This window comes from Enterobacter sp. 22499, from assembly GCF_052044815.1.
In the GTDB taxonomy this organism is placed as follows: Bacteria; Pseudomonadota; Gammaproteobacteria; order Enterobacterales; family Enterobacteriaceae; genus Enterobacter; species Enterobacter bugandensis.
Map to the genome: position 1 here is coordinate 45,926 of NZ_JBQENR010000011.1, position 26,565 is coordinate 72,490.

Annotated in this window: 26 protein-coding genes; 20 read left to right on the forward strand and 6 right to left on the reverse strand. The window is 57.0% G+C overall.

The window, feature by feature from the left end; genetic code table 11:
- The first annotated feature begins 77 nt into the window (after positions 1-77).
- From uvrD to corA, 3 genes are all read left to right on the forward strand, one after another.
- Entirely contained in the window at positions 78-2,240 is a 2,163-nt protein-coding gene (uvrD, locus tag ACTJI7_RS21950; RefSeq protein ID WP_045631335.1) for a DNA helicase II, read from the forward strand.
- A 149-nt stretch (positions 2,241-2,389) separates the two neighbouring features.
- Entirely contained in the window at positions 2,390-2,446 is a 57-nt protein-coding gene (gene ysgD, locus ACTJI7_RS21955) for a YsgD/CorL family protein (protein WP_212743980.1), read from the forward strand.
- Positions 2,447-2,596: 150 nt separating this feature from the next.
- Positions 2,597-3,547, forward strand: a complete 951-nt coding sequence (corA, locus tag ACTJI7_RS21960; RefSeq protein ID WP_008501540.1) for a magnesium/cobalt transporter CorA — start codon at positions 2,597-2,599, stop codon at positions 3,545-3,547.
- Positions 3,548-3,589: 42 nt separating this feature from the next.
- Here corA and rarD read toward each other — a convergent pair whose 3' ends face one another.
- On the reverse strand, positions 3,590-4,486 hold the full coding sequence (gene rarD, locus ACTJI7_RS21965) for an EamA family transporter RarD (RefSeq protein WP_048959726.1): 897 nt from the start codon (positions 4,484-4,486) through the stop codon (positions 3,590-3,592).
- Between the two features lie 51 nt (positions 4,487-4,537).
- The gene (gene yigI, locus ACTJI7_RS21970; RefSeq protein WP_028014789.1) at positions 4,538-5,005 is read right to left on the reverse strand and encodes an acyl-CoA thioesterase YigI; all 468 of its coding nucleotides are present in this window, start codon (positions 5,003-5,005) and stop codon (positions 4,538-4,540) included.
- 162 nt (positions 5,006-5,167) lie between these two features.
- On the opposite strand from yigI, the gene pldA reads away from it, so the two are divergent.
- The 3 genes from pldA (at position 5,168) to rhtC (ending at position 8,639) form a co-directional block, all read left to right on the forward strand.
- The gene (gene pldA / locus ACTJI7_RS21975) at positions 5,168-6,037 is read left to right on the forward strand and encodes a phospholipase A (protein WP_028014788.1); all 870 of its coding nucleotides are present in this window, start codon (positions 5,168-5,170) and stop codon (positions 6,035-6,037) included.
- A 90-nt stretch (positions 6,038-6,127) separates the two neighbouring features.
- The gene (gene recQ, locus ACTJI7_RS21980; protein WP_063155595.1) at positions 6,128-7,957 is read left to right on the forward strand and encodes an ATP-dependent DNA helicase RecQ; all 1,830 of its coding nucleotides are present in this window, start codon (positions 6,128-6,130) and stop codon (positions 7,955-7,957) included.
- Between the two features lie 61 nt (positions 7,958-8,018).
- Positions 8,019-8,639, forward strand: coding sequence for a threonine export protein RhtC (rhtC, locus tag ACTJI7_RS21985; RefSeq protein ID WP_010426287.1), 621 nt, complete (start codon positions 8,019-8,021; stop codon positions 8,637-8,639).
- On the opposite strand, the gene rhtB is transcribed toward rhtC, so the two are convergent.
- Complete coding sequence (gene rhtB, locus ACTJI7_RS21990; RefSeq protein ID WP_028014786.1) at positions 8,636-9,256, reverse strand: homoserine/homoserine lactone efflux protein; 621 nt, start codon at positions 9,254-9,256, stop codon at positions 8,636-8,638. The genes rhtC and rhtB overlap by 4 nt on opposite strands.
- Before the next feature lie 111 nt (positions 9,257-9,367).
- Between rhtB and pldB the strand changes: the two genes are divergently transcribed.
- The 3 genes from pldB (at position 9,368) to ACTJI7_RS22005 (ending at position 12,168) form a co-directional block, all read left to right on the forward strand.
- Positions 9,368-10,360, forward strand: a complete 993-nt coding sequence (gene pldB, locus ACTJI7_RS21995; protein WP_063155596.1) for a lysophospholipase L2 — start codon at positions 9,368-9,370, stop codon at positions 10,358-10,360.
- Positions 10,361-10,385: 25 nt separating this feature from the next.
- Positions 10,386-11,186, forward strand: a complete 801-nt coding sequence (gene yigL, locus ACTJI7_RS22000) for a sugar/pyridoxal phosphate phosphatase YigL (RefSeq protein ID WP_028014784.1) — start codon at positions 10,386-10,388, stop codon at positions 11,184-11,186.
- A gap of 82 nt (positions 11,187-11,268) precedes the next feature.
- On the forward strand, positions 11,269-12,168 hold the full coding sequence (locus tag ACTJI7_RS22005; RefSeq protein ID WP_032644934.1) for a carboxylate/amino acid/amine transporter: 900 nt from the start codon (positions 11,269-11,271) through the stop codon (positions 12,166-12,168).
- On the opposite strand, the gene metR is transcribed toward ACTJI7_RS22005, so the two are convergent.
- The gene (gene metR, locus ACTJI7_RS22010) at positions 12,056-13,009 is read right to left on the reverse strand and encodes an HTH-type transcriptional regulator MetR (RefSeq protein WP_028014783.1); all 954 of its coding nucleotides are present in this window, start codon (positions 13,007-13,009) and stop codon (positions 12,056-12,058) included. The genes ACTJI7_RS22005 and metR overlap by 113 nt on opposite strands.
- 115 nt (positions 13,010-13,124) lie before the next feature.
- Between metR and metE the strand changes: the two genes are divergently transcribed.
- The gene (gene metE, locus ACTJI7_RS22015) at positions 13,125-15,386 is read left to right on the forward strand and encodes a 5-methyltetrahydropteroyltriglutamate--homocysteine S-methyltransferase (RefSeq protein ID WP_049138460.1); all 2,262 of its coding nucleotides are present in this window, start codon (positions 13,125-13,127) and stop codon (positions 15,384-15,386) included.
- Positions 15,387-15,429: 43 nt separating this feature from the next.
- Here metE and ACTJI7_RS22020 read toward each other — a convergent pair whose 3' ends face one another.
- On the reverse strand, positions 15,430-16,236 hold the full coding sequence (locus ACTJI7_RS22020) for a dienelactone hydrolase family protein (protein ID WP_047366706.1): 807 nt from the start codon (positions 16,234-16,236) through the stop codon (positions 15,430-15,432).
- A 255-nt stretch (positions 16,237-16,491) separates the two neighbouring features.
- Between ACTJI7_RS22020 and udp the strand changes: the two genes are divergently transcribed.
- The 9 genes from udp to tatD all read left to right on the forward strand — a co-directional run bounded on the left by udp (position 16,492) and on the right by tatD (position 24,402).
- Entirely contained in the window at positions 16,492-17,253 is a 762-nt protein-coding gene (gene udp / locus ACTJI7_RS22025) for a uridine phosphorylase (protein WP_003860792.1), read from the forward strand.
- A gap of 139 nt (positions 17,254-17,392) precedes the next feature.
- On the forward strand, positions 17,393-18,850 hold the full coding sequence (gene rmuC, locus ACTJI7_RS22030) for a DNA recombination protein RmuC (protein WP_041911838.1): 1,458 nt from the start codon (positions 17,393-17,395) through the stop codon (positions 18,848-18,850).
- A gap of 66 nt (positions 18,851-18,916) precedes the next feature.
- The gene (ubiE, locus tag ACTJI7_RS22035; RefSeq protein ID WP_028014779.1) at positions 18,917-19,672 is read left to right on the forward strand and encodes a bifunctional demethylmenaquinone methyltransferase/2-methoxy-6-polyprenyl-1,4-benzoquinol methylase UbiE; all 756 of its coding nucleotides are present in this window, start codon (positions 18,917-18,919) and stop codon (positions 19,670-19,672) included.
- Between the two features lie 13 nt (positions 19,673-19,685).
- Positions 19,686-20,291, forward strand: coding sequence for a ubiquinone biosynthesis protein UbiJ (ubiJ, locus tag ACTJI7_RS22040; RefSeq protein ID WP_028014778.1), 606 nt, complete (start codon positions 19,686-19,688; stop codon positions 20,289-20,291).
- The gene (ubiB, locus tag ACTJI7_RS22045; protein ID WP_028014777.1) at positions 20,288-21,928 is read left to right on the forward strand and encodes a ubiquinone biosynthesis regulatory protein kinase UbiB; all 1,641 of its coding nucleotides are present in this window, start codon (positions 20,288-20,290) and stop codon (positions 21,926-21,928) included. Before ubiJ ends, ubiB begins: the two co-directional genes overlap by 4 nt.
- A 76-nt stretch (positions 21,929-22,004) precedes the next feature.
- Positions 22,005-22,259, forward strand: a complete 255-nt coding sequence (gene tatA, locus ACTJI7_RS22050) for a Sec-independent protein translocase subunit TatA (protein WP_013099238.1) — start codon at positions 22,005-22,007, stop codon at positions 22,257-22,259.
- A gap of 3 nt (positions 22,260-22,262) precedes the next feature.
- Positions 22,263-22,805: a Sec-independent protein translocase protein TatB gene (tatB, locus tag ACTJI7_RS22055; protein WP_063155599.1), complete on the forward strand. Its 543-nt coding sequence runs from the start codon at positions 22,263-22,265 to the stop codon at positions 22,803-22,805.
- Positions 22,806-22,807: 2 nt separating this feature from the next.
- Positions 22,808-23,578 (forward strand): Sec-independent protein translocase subunit TatC, encoded by a 771-nt coding sequence (gene tatC / locus ACTJI7_RS22060; RefSeq protein WP_028014775.1) that lies wholly within the window; start codon positions 22,808-22,810, stop codon positions 23,576-23,578.
- 41 nt (positions 23,579-23,619) lie between these two features.
- On the forward strand, positions 23,620-24,402 hold the full coding sequence (gene tatD / locus ACTJI7_RS22065; RefSeq protein ID WP_063155600.1) for a 3'-5' ssDNA/RNA exonuclease TatD: 783 nt from the start codon (positions 23,620-23,622) through the stop codon (positions 24,400-24,402).
- Here tatD and rfaH read toward each other — a convergent pair.
- Positions 24,399-24,890: a transcription/translation regulatory transformer protein RfaH gene (gene rfaH, locus ACTJI7_RS22070; protein WP_020882871.1), complete on the reverse strand. Its 492-nt coding sequence runs from the start codon at positions 24,888-24,890 to the stop codon at positions 24,399-24,401. The two genes, tatD and rfaH, sit on opposite strands and share 4 nt — an antisense overlap.
- 170 nt (positions 24,891-25,060) lie before the next feature.
- Between rfaH and ubiD the strand changes: the two genes are divergently transcribed.
- The gene (gene ubiD / locus ACTJI7_RS22075; protein ID WP_028014773.1) at positions 25,061-26,554 is read left to right on the forward strand and encodes a 4-hydroxy-3-polyprenylbenzoate decarboxylase; all 1,494 of its coding nucleotides are present in this window, start codon (positions 25,061-25,063) and stop codon (positions 26,552-26,554) included.
- Positions 26,555-26,565 lie beyond the last annotated feature (11 nt).

Genomic DNA, 26,565 nt, shown 5'->3' on the forward strand with positions numbered 1-26,565 from the left:
ATCAATTGTTCTGTATAAATTAACAGGGTTTTGGCGAGTGGAAACATTTGCCTGCCCGACATGACGTGACGGTGCCAATGGACGTTTCTTACCTGCTCGACAGCCTTAATGACAAACAGCGTGACGCGGTTGCCGCCTCGCGCACCAACCTGCTGGTTCTGGCTGGGGCGGGGAGTGGTAAGACACGCGTGCTGGTTCACCGTATCGCCTGGCTGCAGAGCGTGGAAAACTGCTCGCCGTACTCGATTATGGCCGTGACGTTTACCAACAAGGCGGCGGCGGAGATGCGTCACCGTATCGCCCAGCTGATGGGCACCAGCCAGGGCGGCATGTGGGTTGGCACCTTCCACGGCCTGGCGCACCGTCTGCTGCGCGCGCACCATATGGACGCTAACCTGCCGCAGGATTTCCAGATCCTCGACAGCGAAGATCAGCTCCGTCTGCTGAAGCGCCTGATCAAGGCGATGAACCTCGACGAGAAGCAGTGGCCACCGCGTCAGGCGATGTGGTACATCAACGGTCAGAAAGACGAAGGGCTGCGCCCGCACCATATCCAGAGCTTCGGTAATCCGGTCGAGCAGACCTGGCAGAACGTCTACAAGGCCTATCAGGAAGCGTGCGACCGCGCCGGCCTGGTGGATTTCGCCGAGCTGCTGCTGCGCGCCCACGAGCTGTGGCTGAACAAACCGCATATCCTGCAGCACTACCGCGAACGTTTCACCAACATCCTGGTGGACGAATTCCAGGATACCAACAACATCCAGTACGCGTGGATCCGCCTGCTGGCCGGAGATACCGGCAAGGTGATGATCGTGGGCGATGACGACCAGTCGATCTACGGCTGGCGCGGCGCGCAGGTGGAGAACATCCAGCGCTTCCTCAACGATTTTCCCGGCGCGGAAACCATCCGTCTGGAGCAGAACTATCGCTCAACCAGCAACATCCTGAGCGCGGCCAACGCCCTGATTGAGAACAACAACGGGCGTCTGGGCAAAAAGCTGTGGACCGACGGCGTCGACGGCGAACCGATCTCGATTTACTGCGCCTTCAACGAGCTCGACGAAGCGCGCTTCGTGGTGAACCGCATCAAAACCTGGCAGGACAACGGCGGCGCGCTGGAGCAGTGCGCCATTCTCTACCGCAGCAACGCCCAGTCGCGCGTGCTGGAAGAGGCGCTGCTGCAGGTGAGCATGCCGTACCGCATTTACGGCGGCATGCGATTCTTCGAACGTCAGGAGATCAAAGATGCGCTTTCGTATCTGCGCCTGATCGCCAACCGCAACGACGACGCGGCGTTTGAGCGCGTGGTGAACACGCCGACCCGCGGGATTGGCGACCGTACGCTGGACGTGGTGCGTCAGGCCTCGCGCGATCGCCAGCTGACGTTGTGGCAGGCGTGCCGCGAGCTGCTGCAGGAAAAAGCCCTCGCCGGACGCGCCGCCAGCGCGCTCCAGCGCTTCCTGGAATTAATTGATGCCCTGGCGCAGGAAACCGCCGACATGCCGCTGCACGTGCAGACCGACCGGGTGATTAAAGACTCCGGGCTGCGTACCATGTACGAGCAGGAAAAAGGCGAAAAGGGGCAGACCCGTATAGAGAACTTAGAGGAACTGGTCACGGCAACGCGCCAGTTCAGCTACAACGAAGAAGACGAAGACCTGATGCCGCTGCAGGCATTCCTCTCTCACGCCGCGCTGGAAGCGGGTGAAGGGCAGGCGGACACCTGGCAGGACGCGGTTCAACTGATGACCCTGCACTCCGCCAAAGGTCTGGAGTTCCCGCAGGTGTTTATCGTCGGCATGGAAGAGGGCATGTTCCCAAGCCAGATGTCGCTCGATGAAGGCGGGCGTCTGGAAGAAGAACGTCGTCTGGCTTACGTGGGCGTGACGCGAGCGATGCAGAAGCTGACGCTAACCTACGCTGAAACCCGCCGCCTGTACGGTAAAGAGGTCTATCACCGTCCGTCGCGCTTCATCGGCGAACTGCCGGAAGAGTGCGTGGAAGAGGTGCGTCTGCGGGCGAGCATCAGCCGTCCGGTTAGCCATCCGCGCATGGGCTCGCCGATCTCTGAAACCGACACCGGCTACAAGCTGGGCCAGCGCGTGCGCCATTCGAAGTTTGGCGAAGGTACCATTGTGAATCTGGAAGGCAGCGGCGAGCACAGCCGCCTGCAGGTGGCGTTCCAGGGGCAGGGGATCAAATGGCTGGTGGCGGCCTACGCGAAGCTGGAAACAGTCTAACATTCAGAAAAATATCATTATTTTGTAATAATCTGCTAGCCTTATACAGTGAAGGTCAATTAATGCCCTTCAGCGTTCCGTTGCGTGTTGACGCCACAGTTATTGCTGGCGTAACATGCGCGCACGATTACGCTAAGAGGACATTCGCCTTGGACACACCCAGTAGATACTGGCTCAATTCCCTGTCATCCAGGAACAACTCCTAAGGCTATCTCCTCATGCTGATGGCCTTAGTGGTTGTCAGCGACTGCATTATTCCCGTCGCGCTGAGTCAGGCTGTTTAATGGTCTGAAACCCAATTTGTTTCTGTGTGCCCACCGAACTGTCCGATATTTTTTGCATTGGGAGTCCCGGTCATGTTGAGCGCATTTCAACTCGAAAATAACCGACTGACTCGGCTTGAAGCCGAAGAGTCACAGCCCCTCATTGATGCCGTATGGGTGGATCTGGTCGAGCCGGACGACGATGAACGCCTTCGCGTACAATCTGAGCTGGGGCAAAGCCTGGCAACCCGCCCGGAACTGGAAGACATCGAAGCCTCCGCGCGTTTCTTTGAAGATGAAGACGGCCTGCACATTCACTCCTTCTTCTTCTTTGAAGATGCGGAAGATCACGCGGGCAACTCCACCGTGGCGTTTACCATTCGCGACGGTCGTCTGTTTACTCTGCGTGAACGCGAACTGCCGGCATTCCGTCTCTACCGCATGCGCGCCCGCAGCCAGGCGATGGTGGACGGCAACGCTTACGAGCTGCTGCTCGATCTGTTCGAAACTAAAATTGAACAGCTGGCGGACGAAATTGAAAACATCTACAGCGATCTGGAAAAGCTGAGCCGCGTGATCATGGAAGGCCATCAGGGGGATGAGTACGACGAAGCGCTTTCGACGCTGGCAGAGCTGGAAGATATCGGCTGGAAGGTGCGTTTGTGTCTGATGGATACCCAGCGCGCGCTGAACTTCCTGGTGCGCAAGGCGCGTCTGCCGGGCGGTCAGCTGGAGCAGGCGCGTGAGATCTTACGCGATATCGAATCCCTGTTGCCGCACAACGAATCTCTGTTCCAGAAGGTGAACTTCCTGATGCAGGCGGCGATGGGCTTTATCAACATCGAGCAGAACCGCATCATCAAGATCTTCTCGGTAGTGTCCGTGGTGTTCCTGCCGCCGACGCTGGTGGCGTCCAGCTACGGGATGAACTTCGAGTTTATGCCGGAGCTGAAGTGGAGCTTTGGCTACCCGGGGGCGATTATCTTTATGATCCTCGCCGGGCTGGCACCGTATCTGTACTTTAAGCGTCGGAACTGGCTGTAAAATCTGGCGGGTGGCGCTGCGCTTACCCGCCCTACAAAACACCTACATTCCTCTGCGGGTTCTGCGCTGGGTATAAATCGCATCGGCGACGAAAATCGCCAGCGCCACCCAGATAAAGGCAAAGGTGACCATCTTATCCGCACCCGGCACTTCGCCGTAAAACACCACCGCCAGCAGGAACATCAGCGTCGGGCCAATGTACTGGAAGAAGCCCAGCGTGGAGAGGCGCAGGCGCGTTGCCGCACCGGTGAAGCACAGCAGCGGAATGGTGGTCACTACGCCCGCCGCCATCAGCATCAGGTTCAGCGACCACGGGTTGCTGCCCATATGGCTGGTGGCGCTGTCGGCGATACCGAACAGATAGATCGCCGCCACCGGCAGCAGCCACAGGGTTTCAAACAGCATCCCGGTTTGCGCTTCCACCGCAATTTTCTTACGTACCAGGCCGTAAAAAGCAAAGCTGAACGCCAGACCGAGGGCGATAACCGGCAGCGAGCCAAACGTCCACAGCTGCACCAGCACGCCGCAGAAGGCGAGAATCACCGCCACCCACTGCATCCGGCGGAAGCGTTCGCCGAGGAAAATCATCCCCAGCACGATATTCACCAGCGGGTTAATGAAGTACCCCAGGCTCGCTTCGAGCATGTGGTGGTTATTCACCGCCCAGATAAACAGCAGCCAGTTGCCGCCGATCAGCACCGCAGAAAGCGCCAGCAGGAAGACCTTTTTAGGGGTTTGCAGCAGCGTTTTAACGCCGGACCACTGACGGCTGATGCTCATCAGCGCGATCATGAAGAAGAACGACCAGATGACGCGGTGAGTGAGGATCTCGTCGGCCGGAACATAGGCGATAAATTTGAAATACGCCGGGGCGATACCCCAAATAAAATAAGCGGCAAGGGCGAGTAAAACGCCCTGCCGCGTCTGTTTAGCATCCATCGGGAAAATCCGTGACAAAAAAGTGAATCAATTTTACCCGAATTTGCCGCCTCAACCCACCATATAAGTGGCGGTTGCGCTGGCGATATAAACCTGCTCCTCGTTATGCAGCTCAACGCGGGCAACGGCAACTTTATTCCCGGCACGCAGCAGGCTGCTGGTGCAGGTAAAGCGGTTTCCGCGCCCCGGGCGAAGATAGTCGACGCGTAAATCAATGGTGCCCATGCGCGCCAGACGCTGGCGGAGTTCATCTTCGTTGATGGTGTCATGGCGCGTCAGCGTACTGCCCACGCAGACCAGGCCTGCCGCCACGTCCAGCGCGGAGGCAATCACCCCGCCGTGCAGAATACTTTGCGCCCAGTTACCCACCATCATCGGCTGGTTGTTGAAACTCAGCTGGGCAAACTCCTTCTCGTAACGCTCCAGCTCAAGACCCAGTGCACGGTTAAACGGCATATGGTAAACAAAAATCTCGCCCACGAGTTTTAACACTTCTTCGGCGGTAAGCATGGCTGACATGAGGCATTACATCCTTATTGTTAATGAAATGTTGATTTTATGCTTCAGCAATAAGGAATTCCACTTTCAGAAACGAGGATGCAGCAGTTATCGCAGAAGTCTGTAGAATGTTCGCCTCATAACTATTCAGGTAATTTTACTCTTTGCAGGAGAACACCACCGATGCGGACGTATCTGGCCTGGTTACTGGCGGCGGTTGCGCTGCCCCTCACAGCATATGCGCAGGAAGCGACGATTAAAGAAGTCCATGATAAACCTGCCGTTAAGGGCAGCATTATCGCCAATATGCTGCAGGAGCATGACAATCCGTTCACGCTCTACCCGTATGACACGAACTACGTGATTTATACCCAAACCAGCGATCTCAACAAAGAGGCGATAAGCTCCTATAACTGGTCTGATAATGCGCGTAAGGATGAGGTGAAGTTCCAGCTTAGCCTCGCGTTCCCGTTCTGGCGCGGTATTCTGGGGCCAAACTCGGTGCTCGGCGCGTCTTATACGCAGAAATCCTGGTGGCAGCTCTCCAACAGCGGGGAATCTTCACCGTTCCGTGAAACCAACTATGAGCCGCAGCTTTTCCTCGGCTTCGCAACGGATTATGAATTTGCTGGCTGGACGCTGCGCGACGTCGAAGTGGGCTTTAACCATGATTCTAACGGACGTTCCGATCCTACCTCCCGTAGCTGGAACCGCGCCTATACGCGCCTGATGGCGCAGAACGGTAACTGGATGGTGGAAGTGAAGCCGTGGTATGTGCTCGGCAGCACCGATGACAACCCGGATATCACCAAATATATGGGCTACTACCAGCTCAAGGTCGGCTACCAGCTTGGTGATGCCGTGCTGAGCGCGAAAGGGCAGTACAACTGGAACACCGGCTACGGCGGTGCGGAGCTCGGTCTGAGCTACCCGGTGACGAAGCACGTGCGTCTCTATACCCAGGTGTATAGCGGCTACGGCGAGTCGCTGATCGACTACAACTTCAATCAGACTCGCGTTGGCGTGGGCGTAATGCTGAACGATATTCTCTAAGCTGCTCGAATGTTTTTGCGTTAAACGTTGAAGTTTCTCTCTCAGGCGCTGAAAATAGCGCCTGTTTTATTTTTCGCAAATGGGGTTAACGTGGCGCAGGCGGAAGTATTGAATCAGGAGTCGCTGGCTAAACAGGTTTTGCATGAAACCTTTGGCTACCAGCAGTTCCGCCCGGGCCAGGAAACCATCATTGAAACCGTGCTGGAAGGCCGCGATTGCCTGGTGGTGATGCCGACCGGCGGCGGTAAATCCCTCTGTTATCAGGTGCCCGCGCTGGTGCTGAACGGCCTGACGGTCGTGGTATCCCCGCTCATTTCCCTGATGAAAGACCAGGTCGACCAGCTGCTCGCCAACGGCGTGGCGGCGGCCTGCCTGAACTCGACGCAAACCCGCGAGCAGCAGCAAGAGGTGATGGCCGGGTGCCGCACCGGGCAGATCCGCCTGCTGTATATCGCGCCGGAACGCCTGATGCTGGACAACTTCCTCGATCACCTGGCGCACTGGAACCCGGTTCTGCTGGCGGTGGATGAAGCGCACTGTATCTCCCAGTGGGGACACGATTTCCGCCCGGAATATGCCGCCCTCGGCCAGCTGCGTCAGCGCTTCCCTGAACTGCCGTTTATGGCGCTTACCGCCACGGCGGATGACACCACGCGCCTGGATATCGTTCGCCTGCTGGGGCTGAACGACCCGTATATTCAGGTCAGCAGCTTCGACCGCCCGAACATCCGCTACATGCTGATGGAAAAATTCAAGCCGCTGGACCAGCTCCTGCGCTACGTTCAGGAGCAGCGCGGCAAGTCCGGTATCATCTACTGCAACAGCCGTGCGAAGGTGGAAGACACCGCCGCGCGTCTGCAAAATCGCGGCTTTAGCGCCGCCGCATATCACGCCGGGCTGGAGAACCACATCCGCGCCGACGTGCAGGAGAAATTCCAGCGCGACGACCTGCAAATCGTGGTCGCAACGGTGGCGTTCGGGATGGGGATCAACAAGCCCAACGTGCGCTTTGTGGTGCATTTCGACATTCCGCGCAATATCGAATCCTACTATCAGGAGACCGGCCGCGCTGGCCGTGACGGCCTGCCTGCGGAAGCGATGCTGTTTTACGATCCGGCCGATATGGCGTGGCTGCGCCGCTGTCTGGAAGAGAAGCCGCAGGGACAACTCCAGGACATTGAGCGCCACAAGCTCAACGCGATGGGTGCCTTCGCTGAAGCGCAAACCTGCCGCCGTCTGGTGCTGCTCAACTACTTTGGTGAGGGGCGACAGGAGCCGTGCGGCAACTGCGATATCTGCCTGGATCCGCCAAAGCAGTACGATGGCCTGATGGACGCGCGCAAAGCGCTCTCGACCATTTACCGCGTGAATCAACGCTTCGGGATGGGCTACGTGGTGGAAGTACTGCGCGGTGCCAATAACCAGCGTATCCGCGACATGGGCCACGACAAGCTGCCGGTTTACGGCATCGGTAAAGACCAGAGCCACGAGCACTGGGTCAGCATTATTCGTCAGCTGATCCACCTCGGCTTTGCCACACAGAACATTGCCCAGCACTCCGCGCTACAGCTGACCGAAGCAGCGCGTCCGGTGCTGCGCGGTGATGTTGAGCTCAAGCTCGCCGTGCCGCGCGTGGTTGCCCTCAAGCCGCGCGTGATGCAGAAATCCTACGCCGGTAACTATGACCGCAAGCTGTTTGCCAAGCTTCGCAAGCTGCGTAAAGCTATCGCTGACGAAGAGAACATCCCGCCATACGTGGTGTTCAACGACGCGACGCTGATTGAGATGGCCGAGCAGATGCCGCTCAGCGCCAGCGAAATGCTCAGCGTTAACGGCGTGGGGACGCGCAAGCTGGAGCGCTTCGGTAAAGAGTTTATGGCGCTTATCCGCTCTCACGCCGATGGTGATGATGAGGAGTAGTCAGACGGGCGAAAAAGTGCCAGGATGATGACTCACTGAATTATTTCCCCGCGAGCTAATTATGTTAATGCTATTTCTCACCGTGGCGTTAGTGCACATCGTTGCGCTGATGAGCCCTGGCCCAGACTTTTTCTTCGTGTCGCAAACTGCCGTCAGCCGCTCCCGCAAAGAAGCGATGATGGGCGTGCTCGGTATTACCATGGGCGTTATGGTCTGGGCGGCGGTCGCGCTGCTCGGTCTGAACCTGATCCTGGCGAAGATGGCGTGGCTGCATAACATCATTATGGTTGGCGGCGGGCTGTACCTGTGCTGGATGGGCTACCAGATGCTGCGCGGGGCGCTGAAGAAAGAAGAGAAAAAACCGGAAGAGCCAAAGGTAGAGCTGGCAACGGGCGGCCGCAGCTTCGTAAAAGGGCTCCTGACTAACCTGGCAAACCCGAAAGCGATTATCTATTTCGGCTCCGTGTTCTCGCTGTTTGTGGGTGACAGCGTCGGCGCAGGCGCGCGCTGGGGGATCTTCCTGCTGATCGTTGTTGAGACGTTCGCCTGGTTCACTATTGTTGCCAGCCTGTTCGCCTTACCGGCGATGCGCCGCGGCTATCAGCGCATCGCGAAGTGGATCGACGGCTTTGCCGGCGCGCTGTTCGCCGGCTTCGGCATTCATCTCATCATCTCTCGCTAAGCATGACGCGCTGACGCAAGCAGCGCGCCAACCAGCATAAACAGCGAACCAAAGACTTTATTCAGGGCCTTCATCTGCTTAGGCCCTTTAATCCACGCCGCTATCCGCTGCGCCAGCGTCGCGTAACCAATCATCACGATGATATCGACGATGATGGTGGTCGCTCCCAGCACCACGTACTGCATCACCTGGGGCTGATGTGGCACGATAAACTGTGGGAACAGGGCGGCGAGGAACACAATGCTTTTCGGGTTCGTCAGGTTCACGAACACCGCGCGCTTAAACAGGTGGCCGCGCGTTTGCGTCCTGGAGAGCGTATTCAGGTCAATCGAGCCTGCCGCGCGCCACTGCTGGATACCGAGCCAAATCAGATACGCCGCACCGGCCCACTTCAGCACTTCAAACGCCAGCACCGAACGAGAGAACAGCGTCCCCAGACCAATCCCCACCAGCACAATATGAATGCCGAGCCCGGTCTGTAAACCGGCAATGGACGCCGCCGCACCGCGATAGCCGTGGTTGATGGAAGTGGTCATAGTGTTAATGGCGCCAGAGCCGGGCGAAAGGCTAAGGATAATGGATGTCAGCAGGTAGGCGAACCACCACTCGAAGGTCATTTGAAGCTCCCGAACCGTCTATTTTTATGCCACAATACGCTATTGTTGAGTCATTTTGTGACCAGTGACGAAAAAAAACGATATTCCCTGGATTACGTGAGTGGAAACCCAATGTTTCAGCAGAAAAAGGACTGGGAAACACGAGAAAACGCGTTTGCTGCTTTCTCAATGGGGCCGCTGACCGATTTCTGGCGGCAGCGTGAGGAAGACGAGTTTACGGGCGTCGGTGGCATCCCGGTGCGCTTCGTTCGCTTCCGCAATGAAAAAAATGACCGGGTGATCGTGGTCTGCCCCGGGCGTATCGAAAGCTACGTTAAGTATGCCGAACTGGCCTACGACCTGGTCAACATGGGGTTTGACGTGCTGATCATCGACCACCGTGGACAGGGGCTGTCCGGGCGCATGCTGCCGGATACGCACCGCGGGCATGTGGATCACTTCAGCGATTATGTCGACGATTTTGCCGCGTTCTGGCAGCAGGAAGTTCAGCCCGGCCCCTGGCGCAAGCGGTACATCCTTGCGCACTCCATGGGCGGCGCCATTTCGACGCTGTTTTTGCAGCGGTATGAGCACCAGTGCAACGCCATTGCGCTCACCGCGCCGATGTACGGTATTGTCATTCGTTTTCCCGACTGGATGGTGCGCCATCTTCTCGACTGGGCTGAGGGCCATCAGCGCATTCGTGAAGGCTATGCCATCGGAACCGGACGCTGGCGCGCATTGCCGTTCGCCATCAACGTCTTAACCCACAGTCGGCAGCGCTATCGCCGCAACCTGCGCTTTTATGCCGATGAACCGCGCTTGCGCGTCGGCGGCCCGACCTGGCACTGGGTGCGTGAGGGTATTCTGGCCGGTGAGCAGGTGCTGGCAGGCGTAGGCGATGATGACACGCCGACGCTTCTGATTCAGGCGGAAGAAGAGCGTGTGGTGGATAACCGCATGCATGACCGCTATTGTGAACTGCGCGCTGCCGCCGGTCACCCTTGTGAAGGGGGGAAACCGCTGGTCATCAACGGCGCGTACCATGAGATCCTTTTTGAAAAGGACGCTATGCGCTCAGTCGCGCTTAACGCCATCGTCGAGTTTTTCGACCGGCATAACTGATTTTCTATTGAGGTTAAATTTTCCTATGTACCAGGTTGTTGCATCTGATTTAGATGGCACGCTGCTTTCCCCCGACCACACCCTGTCGCCTTATGCGAAAGAGACCTTAAAGCTTCTGACCGCCCGTGGCGTGAACTTTGTGTTCGCTACCGGCCGCCACCACGTGGACGTGGGGCAGATCCGCGATAATCTGGAGATCAAGTCGTACATGATCACCTCCAACGGTGCGCGCGTGCATGATACCGACGGCAACCTGATCTTCACCCATAACCTGGATCGCGATATTGCTGCCGATCTCTTCGGCGTGGTGCATAACAATCCGGCTATCGTCACCAACGTATACCGTGACGACGAATGGTTCATGAACCGCCACCGCCCGGATGAAATGCGTTTCTTCAAGGAAGCGGTATTCAACTACTCCCTGTATGAGCCGGGCCTGCTGGATCCAGAGGGGATCAGCAAGGTGTTCTTCACCTGCGACAGCCACGAAGAGCTGCTGCCGCTTGAGCAGGCGATCAACGCCCGCTGGGGCGATCGCGTCAACGTGAGCTTCTCCACCCTGACCTGTCTGGAAGTGATGGCGGGCGGCGTTTCTAAAGGTCACGCGCTCGAAGCGGTTGCGAAACGTCTGGGCTTCGCGCTTAAAGACTGTATCGCCTTTGGCGACGGCATGAACGACGCCGAGATGCTCTCTATGGCGGGCAAAGGCTGCATCATGGAAAACGCGCACCAGCGCCTGAAGGACCTGCATCCGGAACTGGAAGTCATCGGCACCAACGCAGACAACGCGGTACCGAAATACCTGCGCAAACTGTTCCTTGAATAATCTTCATTTGGTTGTTTATTGTTCAGTTGTCAACTAAAGAGTTCGCTACAATGCCTGTCCTTCTTTCTGAGAGACAAGCATTGTGGCGCTACTCATTATCACCACTATCCTGTGGGCCTTCTCCTTTAGCCTGATTGGCGAATACCTTGCCGGTTCGGTCGACAGCTACTTCTCGGTGCTGATGCGCGTGGGGCTGGCGGCGCTGGTGTTCCTGCCGTTCCTGCGCACGCGCGGGCAATCGCTGAAAACCATTCTGCTGTACATGCTGGTGGGGGCGATGCAGCTTGGCATCATGTATCTGTTCAGCTTCCGGGCTTACGTCTACCTGTCCGTCTCCGAATTCCTGCTCTTTACCGTGCTGACGCCGCTCTATATCACGCTGATTTACGATCTGCTCAGCAGGCGCCGTCTGCGCTGGGGATATCTGCTAAGCGCCGCGCTGGCGGTTATTGGCGCGGCGATCATTCGCTACGACAAAGTGAGCGATCACTTCTGGACAGGGCTGATGTTCGTCCAGCTTGCCAACATCAGCTTTGCCATTGGTATGGTGGGCTACAAGCGCCTGATGGAAACCCGCCCGATGCCGCAGCACAACGCGTTTGCGTGGTTCTATATGGGCGCGGCGATCGTCGCGGTGGCGGCGTGGTTTATGCTCGGCAACCCGCAAAAGCTGCCGACCACCACCGTGCAGTGGAGCGTTCTGGTCTGGCTAGGCGTGGTGGCATCGGGGCTGGGGTACTTTATGTGGAACTACGGCGCTACGCAGGTAGACGCCGGTACGCTGGGGATCATGAACAACGTGCACGTCCCGGCGGGGCTGCTGGTGAACCTTGCCATCTGGCAGGAACAGCCGCACTGGCCGAGCTTCCTTATTGGGGGGGCGGTGATCCTGGCTTCACTGTGGGTCCATCGCCGCTGGGTCGCTCCGCGCTCCGCACAAACGGAAGATGGTCGCACGCGTGGTTCCGCGCTGAGCGAATAAACGCCTCCGTAACCGGCTGACGCTGCTCGCCATCGCGCACGGCGGCGTACAGCCGGCTCCACAGTCCTTCCCCCAGGGTTTTGGTGACCACCAGACCCTGGCGTTCAAAGCTCTCCACCACCCAGTGCGGCAGCGCCGCGATACCCATGCTGGCCGCCACCATCTGGATCAGCAGCAGGGTGTTATCCACGCTTTTCAGCTGCGGGCTGATGCCTGCCGGCTGCAGGAAATGACGCCAGATATCCAGGCGGCTGCGCTGAACCGGGTAAATCAGCAGCGTTTCTGTCGCCAGATCTTCCGGCGTAATGCGCGTTTTGGCCGCCAGCGGATGGTCCGGCGCCAGCACCAGACGCACCTCAAAATCAAACATCGGCGAATAGTGCAGGCCGCTGCGCGGCAGGATGTCGGACGTCATCACCAGATCCAGCTCGCCCTGCTGGAGCGAGGGCTGCGGGTCGAACGTCACGCCGGATTTAAAGTCCATTTCCACTTGCGGCCACTTCTGGCGGAAGTTCTCAAGCGCGGGGGTCAGCCACTGAATACAGCTGTGGCACTCAATGGCGATCCGCAGTTTGGTCTGCTGCGGCTCGTTACACGCCTGCAGCGCGCTGGCGATCTGCGGCAGTACCTGATTCGCCAGTTGAAGAAGAATTTCACCCTGCGGCGTAAAGCGCAAAGGCTGGCTCTTACGCACAAAAAGACGAAATCCGAGGCGTTGTTCCAGATCGCTGAACTGGTGAGAAAGGGCGGACTGGGTCTGGTGCAGCGTGGCCGCCGCCGCCGCGAGCGAACCGCAGTTCCGCAACGCTTGTAGCGTTTTCAGGTGTTTAATCTCGATCATGAAAGTCCTTCACTCCGCCATGAACATTTTGCGCTTGAGGAATATACAGTACCTGCCAATTATAGATGTGTAAACATCTGGACGTCTAAATAACAAATTTCACAAGGGGCATACCATGACAATCCGCACTCACACTCTCGGTTTTCCTCGCGTTGGCCTGCGTCGCGAGCTGAAAAAAGCGCAAGAAAGCTACTGGGCGGGCAACGCCACCCGTGAAGAACTCCTGGCGGTGGGGCGGGAGCTGCGTGCCCGTCACTGGGATCAGCAAAAACAGGCGGGCATTGACCTGCTGCCGGTGGGCGATTTCGCCTGGTACGACCATGTTCTGACGACCAGCCTGCTGCTGGGCAACGTGCCGGCTCGTCATCAGAACAAAGATGGATCGGTGGATATCGACACCCTGTTCCGCATCGGCCGTGGCCGCGCGCCAACGGGTGAGCCAGCGGCAGCGGCGGAAATGACCAAGTGGTTTAACACCAACTATCACTATATGGTGCCGGAGTTCGTCAAAGGTCAGCAGTTTACGCTGACCTGGACGCAACTTCTGGACGAAGTGGATGAAGCGCTGGCGCTGGGCCACCAGGTGAAGCCCGTATTGCTGGGGCCGGTAACCTACCTGTGGCTGGGTAAAGTGAAGGGCGAACAATTTGACCGCCTCAGCCTGCTGAACGATATTCTGCCGGTCTATAAGCAGGTGCTGATTGAGCTGGGCAAGCGCGGCATTCAGTGGGTGCAAATCGACGAACCCGCGCTGGTGCTGGAGCTGCCGCAGGAGTGGCTCGATGCCTTCAAACCGGCGTATGACGCGCTCGCCGGACAGGTGAAGCTGCTGCTGACCACCTATTTCGAGGGCGTGACGCCGAACCTCGGCACTATCACCGCGCTGCCGGTTCAGGGCTTGCACGTTGACCTGGTTCACGGTAAGGACGATGTCGCAGAGCTGCACAAGCGCCTGCCTGAGGAGTGGTTGCTCTCCGCCGGTCTGGTCAACGGCCGTAACGTCTGGCGCGCAGATCTGACCGAGAAATACGCCCAAATTAAAGACATCGTCGGCAAACGTGAGCTATGGGTGGCTTCATCTTGCTCGCTGCTGCACAGTCCGATCGATCTGAGCGTGGAGACCCGTCTCGACCCTGAAGTGAAAAGCTGGTTTGCCTTCGCCCTGCAAAAATGTGAAGAGCTGGCACTGCTGCGCGACGCGCTCAACAGCGGCGACACGGCGGCGATTACCGACTGGAGCGCACCGATTCAGGCGCGTCGTCACTCGGCTCGCGTGCACAACCCGGCGGTAGAAAAACGTCTGGCGGCCATCACCGCCCGGGACAGCCAGCGTCAGAGCCCGTACGAGGTACGTGCCGAAGCCCAGCGCGCCCGCTTCAATCTTCCCGCGTGGCCGACCACGACCATCGGTTCATTCCCGCAAACTACCGAGATCCGCGGCCTGCGTCTGGACTTCAAAAAGGGCAATCTGGACGCGAATCATTACCGCACCGGCATTGCGGAACACATCAAGCAGGCGATTATCGAGCAGGAACGCCTCGGGCTGGACGTGCTGGTACACGGCGAAGCCGAGCGTAACGACATGGTGGAATACTTCGGTGAACACCTGGACGGCTTCGTCTTTACCCAGAACGGCTGGGTGCAGAGCTACGGCTCCCGCTGCGTAAAGCCGCCGGTGGTCATTGGCGACGTCAGCCGCCCGGAACCGATCACGGTGGAGTGGGCGAAGTACGCCCAGTCCCTGACCGACAAGCCGGTAAAAGGCATGCTGACCGGCCCGGTGACCATTCTCTGCTGGTCGTTCCCGCGCGAAGACGTGACCCGTGAAACCATCGCCAAACAGATCGCCCTGGCGCTGCGTGATGAAGTGGCGGATCTGGAGGCGGCGGGGATTGGCATCATCCAGATTGACGAACCGGCGCTGCGCGAAGGTTTACCGCTGCGCCGCAGCGACTGGGATGCTTACCTGCAGTGGGGCGTGGAAGCATTCCGCATCAACGCCGCAGTGGCGAAGGACGACACCCAGATCCACACCCATATGTGTTACTGCGAATTTAACGACATCATGGATTCGATTGCCGCGCTGGATGCAGACGTGATCACCATCGAGACCTCGCGTTCAGACATGGAGCTGCTGGAGTCGTTTGAAGAGTTCGACTACCCGAACGAAATTGGGCCGGGCGTATATGACATTCACTCCCCGAACGTGCCGAGCGTGGAGTGGATTGAAGCGCTGCTGAGGAAAGCTGCCCAGCGTATCCCGGCAGAACGCCTGTGGGTAAACCCGGACTGCGGCCTGAAAACCCGCGGCTGGCCGGAGACACGTGCGGCGCTCGCCAACATGGTGAAGGCGGCGCAGAATTTGCGTCAGGCTTGATGACACGCAGGCCCGGTAAGGCGCAGTCGCCACCGGGCTTTTTTTATGCTTTCTTCCCACCGTACTGGCTAAACCATGCCAGCATTCTCTGCCAGCCATCTTTCGCGGATTCCGCGTGATAGCTCGGACGATAATCGGCATTAAACGCGTGTCCGGCATCGGGATACACCACGATTTCGGCCTTCGCGTTCGCCGCCCGCAGCGCGTGGCGCATCGTCTCGACGGTATCAAGCGGAATGCCGGTATCCTGGCCACCATATAGCCCTAACACCGGGGCATTGAGATCGGTAGCGATATCAACCGGATGCTTCGGTGAGTTCAGCGTCTTTTCGCCCACCAGTTTGCCGTACCAGGCAACGGCGGCTTTCAGCTGCGGGTTATGCGCGGCATACAGCCAGCTAATGCGTCCACCCCAGCAGAAACCGGTGACCATTAAGCGGTGCGGGTCGCCGCCGTTGCGCGCCGCCCAGCTGGCGACGTGGTCTAGGTCTGCCAGCACCTGCGCGTCCGGCACTTTGCTGACCAGGTTGCTGAAGAGCGTCGGGATATCACTGTAGTCATTCGGATCGCCCTGACGGAAGTAGAGCTCTGGCGCAACGGCCAGATAACCCTCCAGCGCCAGGCGGCGGCAGAGGTCGCGAATATGTTCGTGAACGCCGAAAATCTCCTGAACCACAATCACGATGGGCAGCGGGCCGTCTGCTGACTTTGGCCGCGCATGATATGCAGGCATATTTTCCCCCTGAGAGGGGATGGAGGTCTCGCCCGCCGTAATGGCCTCTTCTGAGGTTGAGACGATGGTTGAAGCATGCGGAGCCGCAGCAGGTGCAAATCCGGTTTTTTCAGTCATGGCATTCTCCGTACCAATGAGTTAGCGCAAAGGTAAATATAGACACCAGGTTAACAACTCACAGTGCCTTAAACGGTCTATCTTTTGTGCAGCACCCGACGATATAACTTGTTAATGTGATGTAAATCACTTTTTGATGGAAATTCAATGCAATAATTTTCATTCATGGTGAGATGCGTCACGAAATTATGCTTACCGCTTCTGTAAAGTACCGTTTTACTTCTTCTGACTAACCGACCCACAGAGGAGTCACCTATGTCTAAGTCTGATGTTTTTCATCTCGGCCTCACTAAAAACGATTTACAAGGGGCTACGCTCGCTATCGTCCCTGGCGACCCAGAGCGTGTGGAAAAGATCGCCGCGCTGATGGATAAGCCGGTCAAGCTGGCTGCCCATCGTGAATTCACCACCTGGCGCGCAGAGCTGGATGGCAAAGCGGTGATTGTGTGCTCTACCGGTATCGGTGGCCCGTCTACCTCTATTGCCGTGGAAGAGCTGGCGCAGCTGGGCATTCGTACTTTCCTGCGTATCGGCACCACCGGCGCGATTCAGCCGCACATTAACGTCGGCGACGTGCTGGTGACGACCGCATCCGTGCGTCTGGACGGCGCAAGCCTGCACTTTGCACCGATGGAATTCCCGGCAGTGGCTGACTTCGAGTGCACCACCGCGCTGGTTGAAGCGGCGAAATCCGTGGGCGCAACCACTCATGTGGGCGTAACTGCCTCTTCTGATACCTTCTATCCGGGCCAGGAGCGTTACGACACCTTCTCAGGCCGCGTAGTGAGCCGCTTCAAAGGCTCAATGGAAGAGTGGCAATCCATGGGCGTGATGAACTACGAGATGGAATCCGCAACGCTGCTGACCATGTGCGCAAGCCAGGGTCTGCGTGCCGGTATGGTGGCGGGTGTTATCGTCAACCGTACCCAGCAGGAGATCCCGAACGCCGAAACCATGAAGCAGACCGAAAGTCACGCGGTGAAAATCGTGGTTGAAGCGGCTCGCCGCCTGATCTAGTCCTCCTCTCTGAGATAAAAGGCCGACGCGTTCGGCCTTTATTTTTTGCGTAGCGCCTCGCAGGAAAACCCTTTCAAACTGGACGTTTATACAGCACAATCTTATTTTGTGCGGGTAATACGTTGATGCAGGGGGCATTGTGGATATCTCAATCCTTATTTATGCGGTAATTGCGCTGGCGGGCGTGGCGATAGGCTGGCTGATATCCAGCTATCAGCATGCACAGCAGAAGGCCGAACAACTGGCTGAACGCGAAGAGATCGTCGCCGATTTAAGCGCCGCAAAACAGCAGCTTGCCCTAAGCGACCACTGGCGCGACGAGTGTGAACTGCTCAATAACGAACTGCGTAACCTGCGCGACATCAACACCTCGCTGGAGGCCGATCTCCGTGAAGTGACTACCCGCCTTGAATCCACCCAGCTGCATGCCGAAGACAAAATCCGCCAGATGATCAACAGCGAGCAGCGCCTCAGCGAGCAGTTCGAGAACCTCGCCAACCGCATTTTCGAGCACAGCAACCGCCGCGTTGATGAGCAAAATCGCCAGAGCCTGAACAGCCTGCTGACGCCGCTGCGCGAACAGCTGGATGGCTTTCGCCGTCAGGTACAGGACAGCTTTGGTCAGGAAGCCCGCGAACGCCACACGCTGGCGCATGAGATCCGCAATCTTCAACAGCTGAATGCCCAGATGGCGCAGGAGGCGGTCAACCTGACGCGGGCGCTGAAAGGCGATAACAAAACCCAGGGTAACTGGGGGGAAGTGGTGCTCACCCGCGTGCTGGAGGCCTCTGGCCTGCGGGAAGGGTATGAATACGAAACGCAGGTGAGTATCGAAAACGATGCCCGCTCGCGAATGCAGCCGGATGTGATTGTGCGTCTGCCGCAGGGCAAAGATGTGGTCATTGACGCCAAAATGACGCTGGTGGCCTATGAGCGCTACTTCAACGCTGAAGATGACTATACGCGCGAATCGGCGCTGCAGGAGCACATTGCCTCCGTGCGTAACCATATCCGCCTGCTGGGTAGAAAGGATTATCAGCAACTGCCGGGGCTGCGCTCGCTGGACTACGTGCTGATGTTTATCCCGGTCGAACCCGCGTTTTTGCTGGCGCTCGACAGACAGCCCGAACTGATCACCGAAGCGCTGAAAAATAACATTATGCTGGTCAGCCCCACCACGCTGCTGGTGGCCTTACGCACCATTGCGAACCTGTGGCGCTATGAGCACCAGAGCCGTAACGCGCAGCAGATTGCCGACCGCGCCAGCAAGCTGTACGACAAAATGCGCCTCTTCGTGGACGATATGTCCTCCGTCGGGCAAAGCCTGGATCGTGCGCAGGATAACTACCGCCAGGCGATGAAAAAGCTCTCCTCCGGGCGTGGCAACCTGCTTGCGCAGGCTGAAGCATTCCGCAGCCTGGGAGTGGAGGTTAAACGCGAGATTAATCCGGAATTGGTCGAACAGGCCACAGCCCAGGACGAAGAGTTCCGACTGCGTGAGGGCGGGGATGAACAAAATTCACCCAGCCAGGACAACGATTTAGCGCCGGATTTATCGCCAGACGAGCAGCCAGCGCGTTTCTTTCGCGGTGGTTGAATCGTAGGGCAATTGCGCCCAATCTGTTACACTTCACGAACATTTGACTGATTAGCAGGCTCTGAAATGGTTGACGATTCACAAGACACGACGCACTTTGGCTTTCAGACTGTAGCCAAAGCGCAGAAAGCTGACATGGTGGCCCACGTATTTCATTCCGTGGCGGCGAAGTACGATGTGATGAATGACTTGATGTCGTTCGGCATTCATCGCTTGTGGAAGCGCTTCACCATCGACTGCAGCGGTGTGCGTCGTGGACAAACGGTTCTCGATCTGGCTGGCGGTACGGGCGATCTGACGGCGAAATTCTCCCGTCTGGTGGGCGAAACCGGTCGCGTTGTACTGGCTGATATTAATGACTCCATGCTTAAAATGGGACGCGAAAAGCTGCGTAACATCGGCGTGGTGGGTAACGTGGAATACGTGCAGGCCAACGCCGAAGCGCTGCCGTTCCCGGACAATACTTTTGACTGCATCACGATTTCCTTCGGTCTGCGTAACGTCACTGATAAAGAAAAAGCGCTGCGCTCCATGTACCGCGTGCTGAAGCCGGGTGGACGCCTGCTGGTGCTCGAGTTCTCTAAACCGATTATCGACCCGCTGAGCAAAGCCTACGACGCATATTCCTTCCACGTGCTGCCGCGTATTGGCGAACTGGTGGCAAACGACGCGGAAAGCTATCGCTATCTGGCGGAATCAATTCGCATGCATCCGGATCAGGACACCTTAAAAGCCATGATGCAGGATGCGGAATTTGAGAACGTTGAGTACTTCAACATGACGGCGGGTGTCGTCGCGCTGCATCGCGGTTACAAATTCTGAGTGGAGGTGTCCCGTGCCCTTTAAACCCTTAGTCACCGCAGGCATCGAGAATGTGCTGAATGCCTTCCTGTATCGCGCTCCGGCGCTGAAAGCCGCACGTCAGAGGCTAAACGGGAAGGTACTGCGCATTGTGTTAAAAGAGTTCTCGACGCCGCTCGTGCTGGTTTTCAGCGAACGTCAGCTTGACGTTCTGGGTGAGTGGGAAGGTGAAGCTGATTGCTCGGTCATTACCCATATGAGCGTGCTGCCAAAACTGCGCGATCGCCAGCAATTAACGGCGCTTATCCGCAGCGGTGAGCTGGAAGTGGAAGGCGACATCCAGGTCGTGCAGAACTTCGTTGCGCTCAGCGATCTGGCTGAGTTTGACCCGGCAGAGCTGCTGGCGCCTTTTATTGGCGACATCGCCGCTGAAGGGATCGGGAAAGTTATTCATGGCGGCACGGCGTTCCTGCGCAAAAATCTGCAACGCCAACAGCGTTATGCCGCAGAAGTGCTGACCGAAGAGTGGCGCATGGCGCCCGGGCCGCTGGAAGTTGCGTGGTTCGCAGAAGAGACGGCCGCGGTTGAACGTGCGGTTGATGCCCTAAGCAAACGGCTGGAAAAACTGGAGGGCAAATGACGCCTGGTGAAATTCGGCGCCTCTATTTTATCATCCACACCTTTTTGAGTTACGGGCTCGACGAGCTCATCCCCAAAATGCGTATCACGCTGCCGCTCAGGATCTGGCGGCGGACGCTGTTCTGGATGCCAAATCGCCATAAAGGTCAGCCGCTGGGTGAACGCCTGCGTCTGGCGCTGCAGGAGCTCGGCCCGGTATGGATTAAGTTCGGACAGATGCTCTCAACCCGCCGCGATCTCTTCCCGCCGCACATTGCCGATGAACTGGCGATGCTGCAGGACCGTGTCGCCCCGTTTGACGGGGTGAGAGCGAAGAAACAGATCGAGGAGGCGATGGGTAACCTTCCCGTTGAAACCTGGTTTGACGATTTCGAAATAGAACCGCTGGCGTCGGCTTCTATCGCTCAGGTGCATACTGCGCGTCTGAAAGAGAACGGCAAAGAGGTGGTGATCAAGGTGATCCGCCCGGATATCCTGCCGATTATCAAAGCCGACATGAAGCTAATTTATCGTCTGGCGCGCTGGGTTCCGCGTCTGCTGCCGGACGGCCGTCGACTGCGCCCGATGGAAGTGGTGCGGGAATATGAAAAAACGCTGATTGATGAGCTTAATCTGCTGCGTGAATCGGCAAACGCCATTCAGCTGCGCCGCAATTTTGAAAACAGCCCGATGCTCTACGTGCCTGAAGTCTATTCTGACTATTGCAGCCAGAACATGATGGTCATGGAGCGCATCTACGGTATTCCGGTTTCGGATGTGGTGGCCCTGGAGAAGCAGGGAACGAACATGAAGCTGCTGGCCGAACGTGGCGTGCAGGTCTTCTTTACCCAGGTATTCCGCGACAGTTTTTTCCATGCGGACATGCATCCGGGCAATATCTTCGTGAGCTATGAGCATCCTGAGGATCCGAAATACATCGGTATCGACTGCGGAATTGTGGGCTCGCTGAATAAAGAAGATAAACGTTATCTGGCTGAGAACTTCATCGCCTTCTTCAACCGCGACTACCGTAAGGTGGCCGAGCTGCATGTGGATTCCGGCTGGGTTCCGCCAGACACCAACGTCGAAGAGTTCGAGTTTGCTATCCGTACCGTTTGCGAACCGATTTTTGAAAAACCGCTGGCAGAGATCTCTTTTGGACACGTGCTGTTAAACCTGTTCAATACGGCCCGCCGCTTTAATATGGAAGTTCAGCCACAGTTAGTTTTACTTCAGAAAACATTACTTTACGTTGAGGGTGTAGGTCGACAACTCTATCCTCAGTTAGACTTGTGGAAGACGGCTAAACCTTTCCTGGAATCCTGGATTAAGGATCAGGTTGGCCTTCCAGCGCTGGTGCGTTCGCTGAAAGAGAAAGGACCGTTCTGGATCGAAAAAATGCCTGAAATTCCTGAACTGGTTTACGACAGTTTGCGTCAGAGCAAGAATCTTCAGCACAGCATGGATAAAATCGCCCGCGAGCTTCAGTCCAGCCGTGTGCGCCAGGGACAGTCACGCTACCTCTTTGGCATTGGCGCAACGCTGCTGCTGAGCGGTACGTTGCTGCTGATCAACCGTCCTGACTGGCAGATGATGCCCGCCTGGCTGATGGCTGGCGGGGTTGTTGTCTGGCTTGCAGGATGGAGAAAAACGCGCTGAGTTTGCATCGCCATCGACAGGTCGCATACGTATAATGCGACCTGACCAATTAATCATCTATCCCTGAGGAATATGTATGGGTGGTATCAGTATCTGGCAATTAGTCATTATTGCCGTCATCGTTGTGCTGCTGTTTGGCACCAAAAAGCTCGGTTCTATTGGTTCCGATCTGGGCGCGTCTATCAAAGGCTTCAAGAAAGCAATGAGCGATGATGAGAGCAAGCAGGATAAAACCAGCCAGGACGCTGACTTTACTGCTAAATCCATCTCCGATAAGCAAGAAGATGCCAAAAAGGAAGACGCTAAACGCCACGATAAAGAGCAGGTGTAAGTCGTGTTCGACATTGGTTTTAGTGAGCTGCTGCTGGTCTTTGTAATTGGTCTGATCGTGCTGGGACCGCAGCGTCTGCCGGTAGCGGTGAAAACCGTCGTGGGCTGGGTTCGAGCGCTAAGATCGCTGGCTTCGACCGTTCAGAACGAGCTGGCGCAGGAACTTAAGCTGCAGGAGTTTCAGGAAAGCCTGAAAAAGGTTGAGAAGGCGAGCATGGATAACCTGACGCCGGAACTGAAAGCCTCAATGGATGAGCTGCGCGAAGCGGCGGAATCCATGAAGCGCTCTTACAGCGTTAACGATCCTGAAAAAGCGAGTGATGAAGCGAACACTATTCATAACCCGGTGGTGAAGGGCAGCGAAGTGCAGCGTGAGGGCGTGACGCCAGCGAGTGCGGAGCACCAGGCCGCAGCGCCTGAACAAACGCCGCAGGAAACTGAACTGAAAAAACAGGCGCAGCCGGAAGAGCCGGTTGTAAAAGCGGCTGAAGCGAAACCCGCCGCGCCCGTTTCCGAATCATCCCCCTCGTCGAGTGATAAAGCGTAACTATGGCAGTAGATGATACTCAACCGCTTATTACGCACCTTATTGAGCTGCGTAAGCGCCTGTTAAACTGCATTATTGCGGTATTCCTCATATTCCTGTGCCTGGTCTATTTCGCCAACGATATTTATCAGGTGGTTTCTGCGCCGCTGATCAAGCAGATGCCACTGGGGGCAACGATGATTGCAACAGACGTTGCATCACCGTTTTTCACCCCGATTAAGCTCACCTTCTGGGTGTCGTTGATTGCGTCTGCACCCGTCATCCTTTATCAGGTATGGGCATTTGTGGCGCCAGCACTGTACAGGCACGAACGTAAACTGGTGATCCCGCTGCTGGTCTCCAGTTCGCTGCTGTTCTATATCGGCATGGCGTTTGCCTACTTCGTTGTCTTCCCGCTGGCCTTTGGCTTCCTGACGCATACCGCGCCGGAAGGGGTTCAGGTATCGACGGATATCGCCAGCTACCTCAGCTTTGTGATGGCGCTGTTTATGGCGTTCGGTGTGGCGTTTGAAGTGCCGGTGGCCATTGTGCTGCTCTGCTGGGTTGGGGTAACCACCCCTGATGACCTGCGTAAGAAGCGTCCCTATATTCTGGTGGGCGCCTTCGTAGTCGGCATGCTGCTGACGCCGCCGGACGTCTTCTCACAAACGCTGCTGGCAATACCGATGTACTGCCTGTTTGAGGTTGGCGTATTCTTCTCGCGTTTCTACGTGGGAAAAGGACGCCGGTCGGACGATGAAGACGATGCGTCCGAAAAGACCACTGAAGAGTAAAACCAGCCGCCCGTCAGGGCGGTTGTTCTATGGGGAATCGCATGTTTGATATCGGACTCAACCTGACCAGCTCGCAGTTTGCGAAAGATCGTGACGAGGTGGTTGCGCGTGCTTTTGAGGCTGGCGTAAAAGGGATGCTCCTGACCGGGACCAACCTGCATGAGAGCGAGCAGGCGCTGCTGTTGGCGCAACGCTATCAACACTGCTGGTCAACCGCAGGCGTCCACCCTCATGACAGCAGCCAGTGGACGGCGGAGAGCGTAGAAACCCTGCGCACGCTGGCAAAAACGGCAGAGGTGGTGGCTATTGGCGAGTGCGGGCTCGATTTTAACCGCAACTTCTCGACGCCTGAAGAACAGGAAAAGGCGTTCGCTGCCCAGCTTGCGCTGGCGGCAGAGCTTGAAATGCCCGTCTTTATGCATTGTCGCGATGCGCATGAACGTTTTCTCGCACTGCTGAACCCGTGGCTGGATAAACTGCCCGGCGCAGTGCTCCACTGCTTCACCGGGTCTCGCCAGGAAGCGCTGGATTGCCTGAACCGCGGTTTGTATCTGGGGATCACCGGTTGGGTGTGTGATGAGCGCCGCGGGCTTGAGCTTCGCGAGCTGCTGCCGATAATCCCGGCAGACCGTTTGCTTCTTGAAACCGATGCGCCATACCTGCTGCCGCGAGATATGAAGCCCAAACCGGCATCGCGGCGAAACGAGCCCGCCTTGCTGGGGCACATTGTTGAGCGCGTAGCGCACTGGCGCGGAGAGGATCCGCACTGGCTTTCCGCGCAGACGGATGACAACGTGCGTCGCCTGTTCGGGATAAACGTTTAAACTTTGCGGAAGTCGGTGTTTTTCACGCTCTGCAGCACCTGCTTGTTCAGCAGATTGAGCAACAGCATGGAGCGCGCTTCACCGTCCGGCTCGGCGAAAATCGCCTGCAGGCCTTCGAATGCGCCTTCGGTAATGACGACGCTATCGCCCGCGTAAGGGGTTTCCGGGTCGGTGATCCCTTCAGGCTGTTGATAAACAGACAGCTGATGAATGACGGTCGACGGAACGGTTGCCGGGTGGGCACCAAAACGAACGAAGTGGCTGACGCCGCGCGTTGCGCTGATGGTAGTGGTGTGGATCACCTCAGGGTCGAACTCCACGAACAGATAGTTCGGGAATAAAGGCTCACTGACGGTTGTGCGCTTCCCGCGCTGCATTTTTTCAAGCGTGATCACGGGTGTCAGACAATTTACAGACTGACGTTCAAGATGTTCCTGCGCGCGCTGAAGTTGCCCGCGTTTGCAATACAGTAAATACCAGGCCTGCATAATCACTCTTTCCCTTAGTTCGGGGCGCAAGCATATCAAAACCCTGGAGGGATCGCTAAGTTGATTATAATGGGGGAAATTCGAACACAGCGGATAAGTTCACGCTAATTTAACAAAATTACAGCATCAAGCAGGCTTACGCCGTATAATGAAGCGCTTACAGAGAGGCCATGACTAACTGCATGAAATACCACGATCTCCGCGACTTCCTGACGCTGCTGGAAAAGCAGGGTGAACTGAAACGCATTACACTTCCTGTTGATCCTTATCTGGAAATGACAGAAATTGCTGACCGCACCCTTCGTGCCGGTGGCCCCGCATTACTGTTTGAAAATCCAAAAGGTTACTCAATGCCGGTGCTGTGCAACCTGTTTGGCACCCCGCGTCGTGTCGCGCTGGGAATGGGGCAGGAAGACGTTACCGCGCTGCGTGAAGTGGGGAAACTGCTGGCATTTCTGAAAGAGCCTGAGCCACCGAAAGGTTTCCGCGATCTGTTCGATAAGCTGCCGCAGTTTAAGCAGGTGCTGAACATGCCCACCAAACGCCTGCGCGGCGCGCCGTGTCAGCAGAAAGTGCTGGAAGGCGATGCGGTGGATCTCACCAAAATCCCTATCATGCAGTGCTGGCCTGAAGATGCTGCGCCGCTGATCACCTGGGGCCTCACCGTGACGCGCGGACCGCATAAAGAGCGGCAAAACCTCGGTATTTATCGCCAGCAGCTGATTGGCAAGAATAAGCTCATCATGCGCTGGCTGTCGCACCGCGGCGGCGCGCTGGATTTCCAGGAGTGGTGTGCTGCACATCCGGGTGAACGGTTCCCGGTGTCTGTCGCGTTAGGTGCCGATCCGGCCACCATTCTGGGGGCGGTCACGCCCGTACCGGATACGCTCTCTGAATATGCGTTTGCTGGCCTGCTGCGCGGGACTAAAACCGAGGTCGTGAAGTGTATCTCCAACGATCTCGAAGTGCCGGCCAGCGCCGAAATTGTGCTGGAAGGTTACATTGAGCAGGGTGAAATGGCGCCAGAAGGCCCATACGGCGACCACACCGGCTATTACAACGAAGTGGATAACTTCCCGGTGTTTACCGTCACGCATGTTACTCAGCGTGAAGATGCGATTTATCACTCCACCTATACTGGCCGCCCACCGGATGAACCGGCGGTGCTCGGCGTGGCGCTGAACGAAGTATTTGTGCCGATCCTGCAAAAGCAGTTCCCGGAAATCGTTGATTTTTATCTGCCGCCTGAAGGATGCTCGTATCGCATGGCGGTGGTCACGATGAAGAAGCAGTATCCCGGACATGCTAAACGCGTGATGATGGGCGTATGGTCTTTCCTGCGCCAGTTTATGTATACCAAATTTGTTATTGTCTGCGATGATGACGTTAACGCCCGTGACTGGAACGACGTTATCTGGGCGATAACCACGCGAATGGATCCTGCGCGTGATACGGTGTTAGTCGAAAATACGCCGATAGATTATCTGGATTTTGCCTCGCCGGTTTCCGGTCTTGGCTCAAAGATGGGACTGGATGCCACAAATAAATGGCCTGGCGAAACCGACCGTGAATGGGGTCGCCCGATCAAAAAAGATCCTGCTGTGACCGCGCGAATTGACGCGATCTGGGACGAACTGGCCATAATGAATAACGGTAAACCCTGAGCTGACCGTTA

Coding starts and splice junctions, on each gene's coding strand:
- uvrD (WP_045631335.1), top strand. CDS start 78: ATGGACGTTTCTTACCTGCTCGACAGCCTTAATGACAAACAGCGTGAC.
- corA (WP_008501540.1), top strand. CDS start 2,597: ATGTTGAGCGCATTTCAACTCGAAAATAACCGACTGACTCGGCTTGAA.
- rarD (WP_048959726.1), bottom strand. CDS start 4,486: ATGGATGCTAAACAGACGCGGCAGGGCGTTTTACTCGCCCTTGCCGCT.
- yigI (WP_028014789.1), bottom strand. CDS start 5,005: ATGTCAGCCATGCTTACCGCCGAAGAAGTGTTAAAACTCGTGGGCGAG.
- pldA (WP_028014788.1), top strand. CDS start 5,168: ATGCGGACGTATCTGGCCTGGTTACTGGCGGCGGTTGCGCTGCCCCTC.
- rhtC (WP_010426287.1), top strand. CDS start 8,019: ATGTTAATGCTATTTCTCACCGTGGCGTTAGTGCACATCGTTGCGCTG.
- rhtB (WP_028014786.1), bottom strand. CDS start 9,256: ATGACCTTCGAGTGGTGGTTCGCCTACCTGCTGACATCCATTATCCTT.
- pldB (WP_063155596.1), top strand. CDS start 9,368: ATGTTTCAGCAGAAAAAGGACTGGGAAACACGAGAAAACGCGTTTGCT.
- yigL (WP_028014784.1), top strand. CDS start 10,386: ATGTACCAGGTTGTTGCATCTGATTTAGATGGCACGCTGCTTTCCCCC.
- metR (WP_028014783.1), bottom strand. CDS start 13,009: ATGATCGAGATTAAACACCTGAAAACGCTACAAGCGTTGCGGAACTGC.
- metE (WP_049138460.1), top strand. CDS start 13,125: ATGACAATCCGCACTCACACTCTCGGTTTTCCTCGCGTTGGCCTGCGT.
- ACTJI7_RS22020 (WP_047366706.1), bottom strand. CDS start 16,236: ATGACTGAAAAAACCGGATTTGCACCTGCTGCGGCTCCGCATGCTTCA.
- udp (WP_003860792.1), top strand. CDS start 16,492: ATGTCTAAGTCTGATGTTTTTCATCTCGGCCTCACTAAAAACGATTTA.
- ubiE (WP_028014779.1), top strand. CDS start 18,917: ATGGTTGACGATTCACAAGACACGACGCACTTTGGCTTTCAGACTGTA.
- ubiB (WP_028014777.1), top strand. CDS start 20,288: ATGACGCCTGGTGAAATTCGGCGCCTCTATTTTATCATCCACACCTTT.
- tatA (WP_013099238.1), top strand. CDS start 22,005: ATGGGTGGTATCAGTATCTGGCAATTAGTCATTATTGCCGTCATCGTT.
- tatC (WP_028014775.1), top strand. CDS start 22,808: ATGGCAGTAGATGATACTCAACCGCTTATTACGCACCTTATTGAGCTG.
- tatD (WP_063155600.1), top strand. CDS start 23,620: ATGTTTGATATCGGACTCAACCTGACCAGCTCGCAGTTTGCGAAAGAT.
- rfaH (WP_020882871.1), bottom strand. CDS start 24,890: ATGCAGGCCTGGTATTTACTGTATTGCAAACGCGGGCAACTTCAGCGC.
- ubiD (WP_028014773.1), top strand. CDS start 25,061: ATGACTAACTGCATGAAATACCACGATCTCCGCGACTTCCTGACGCTG.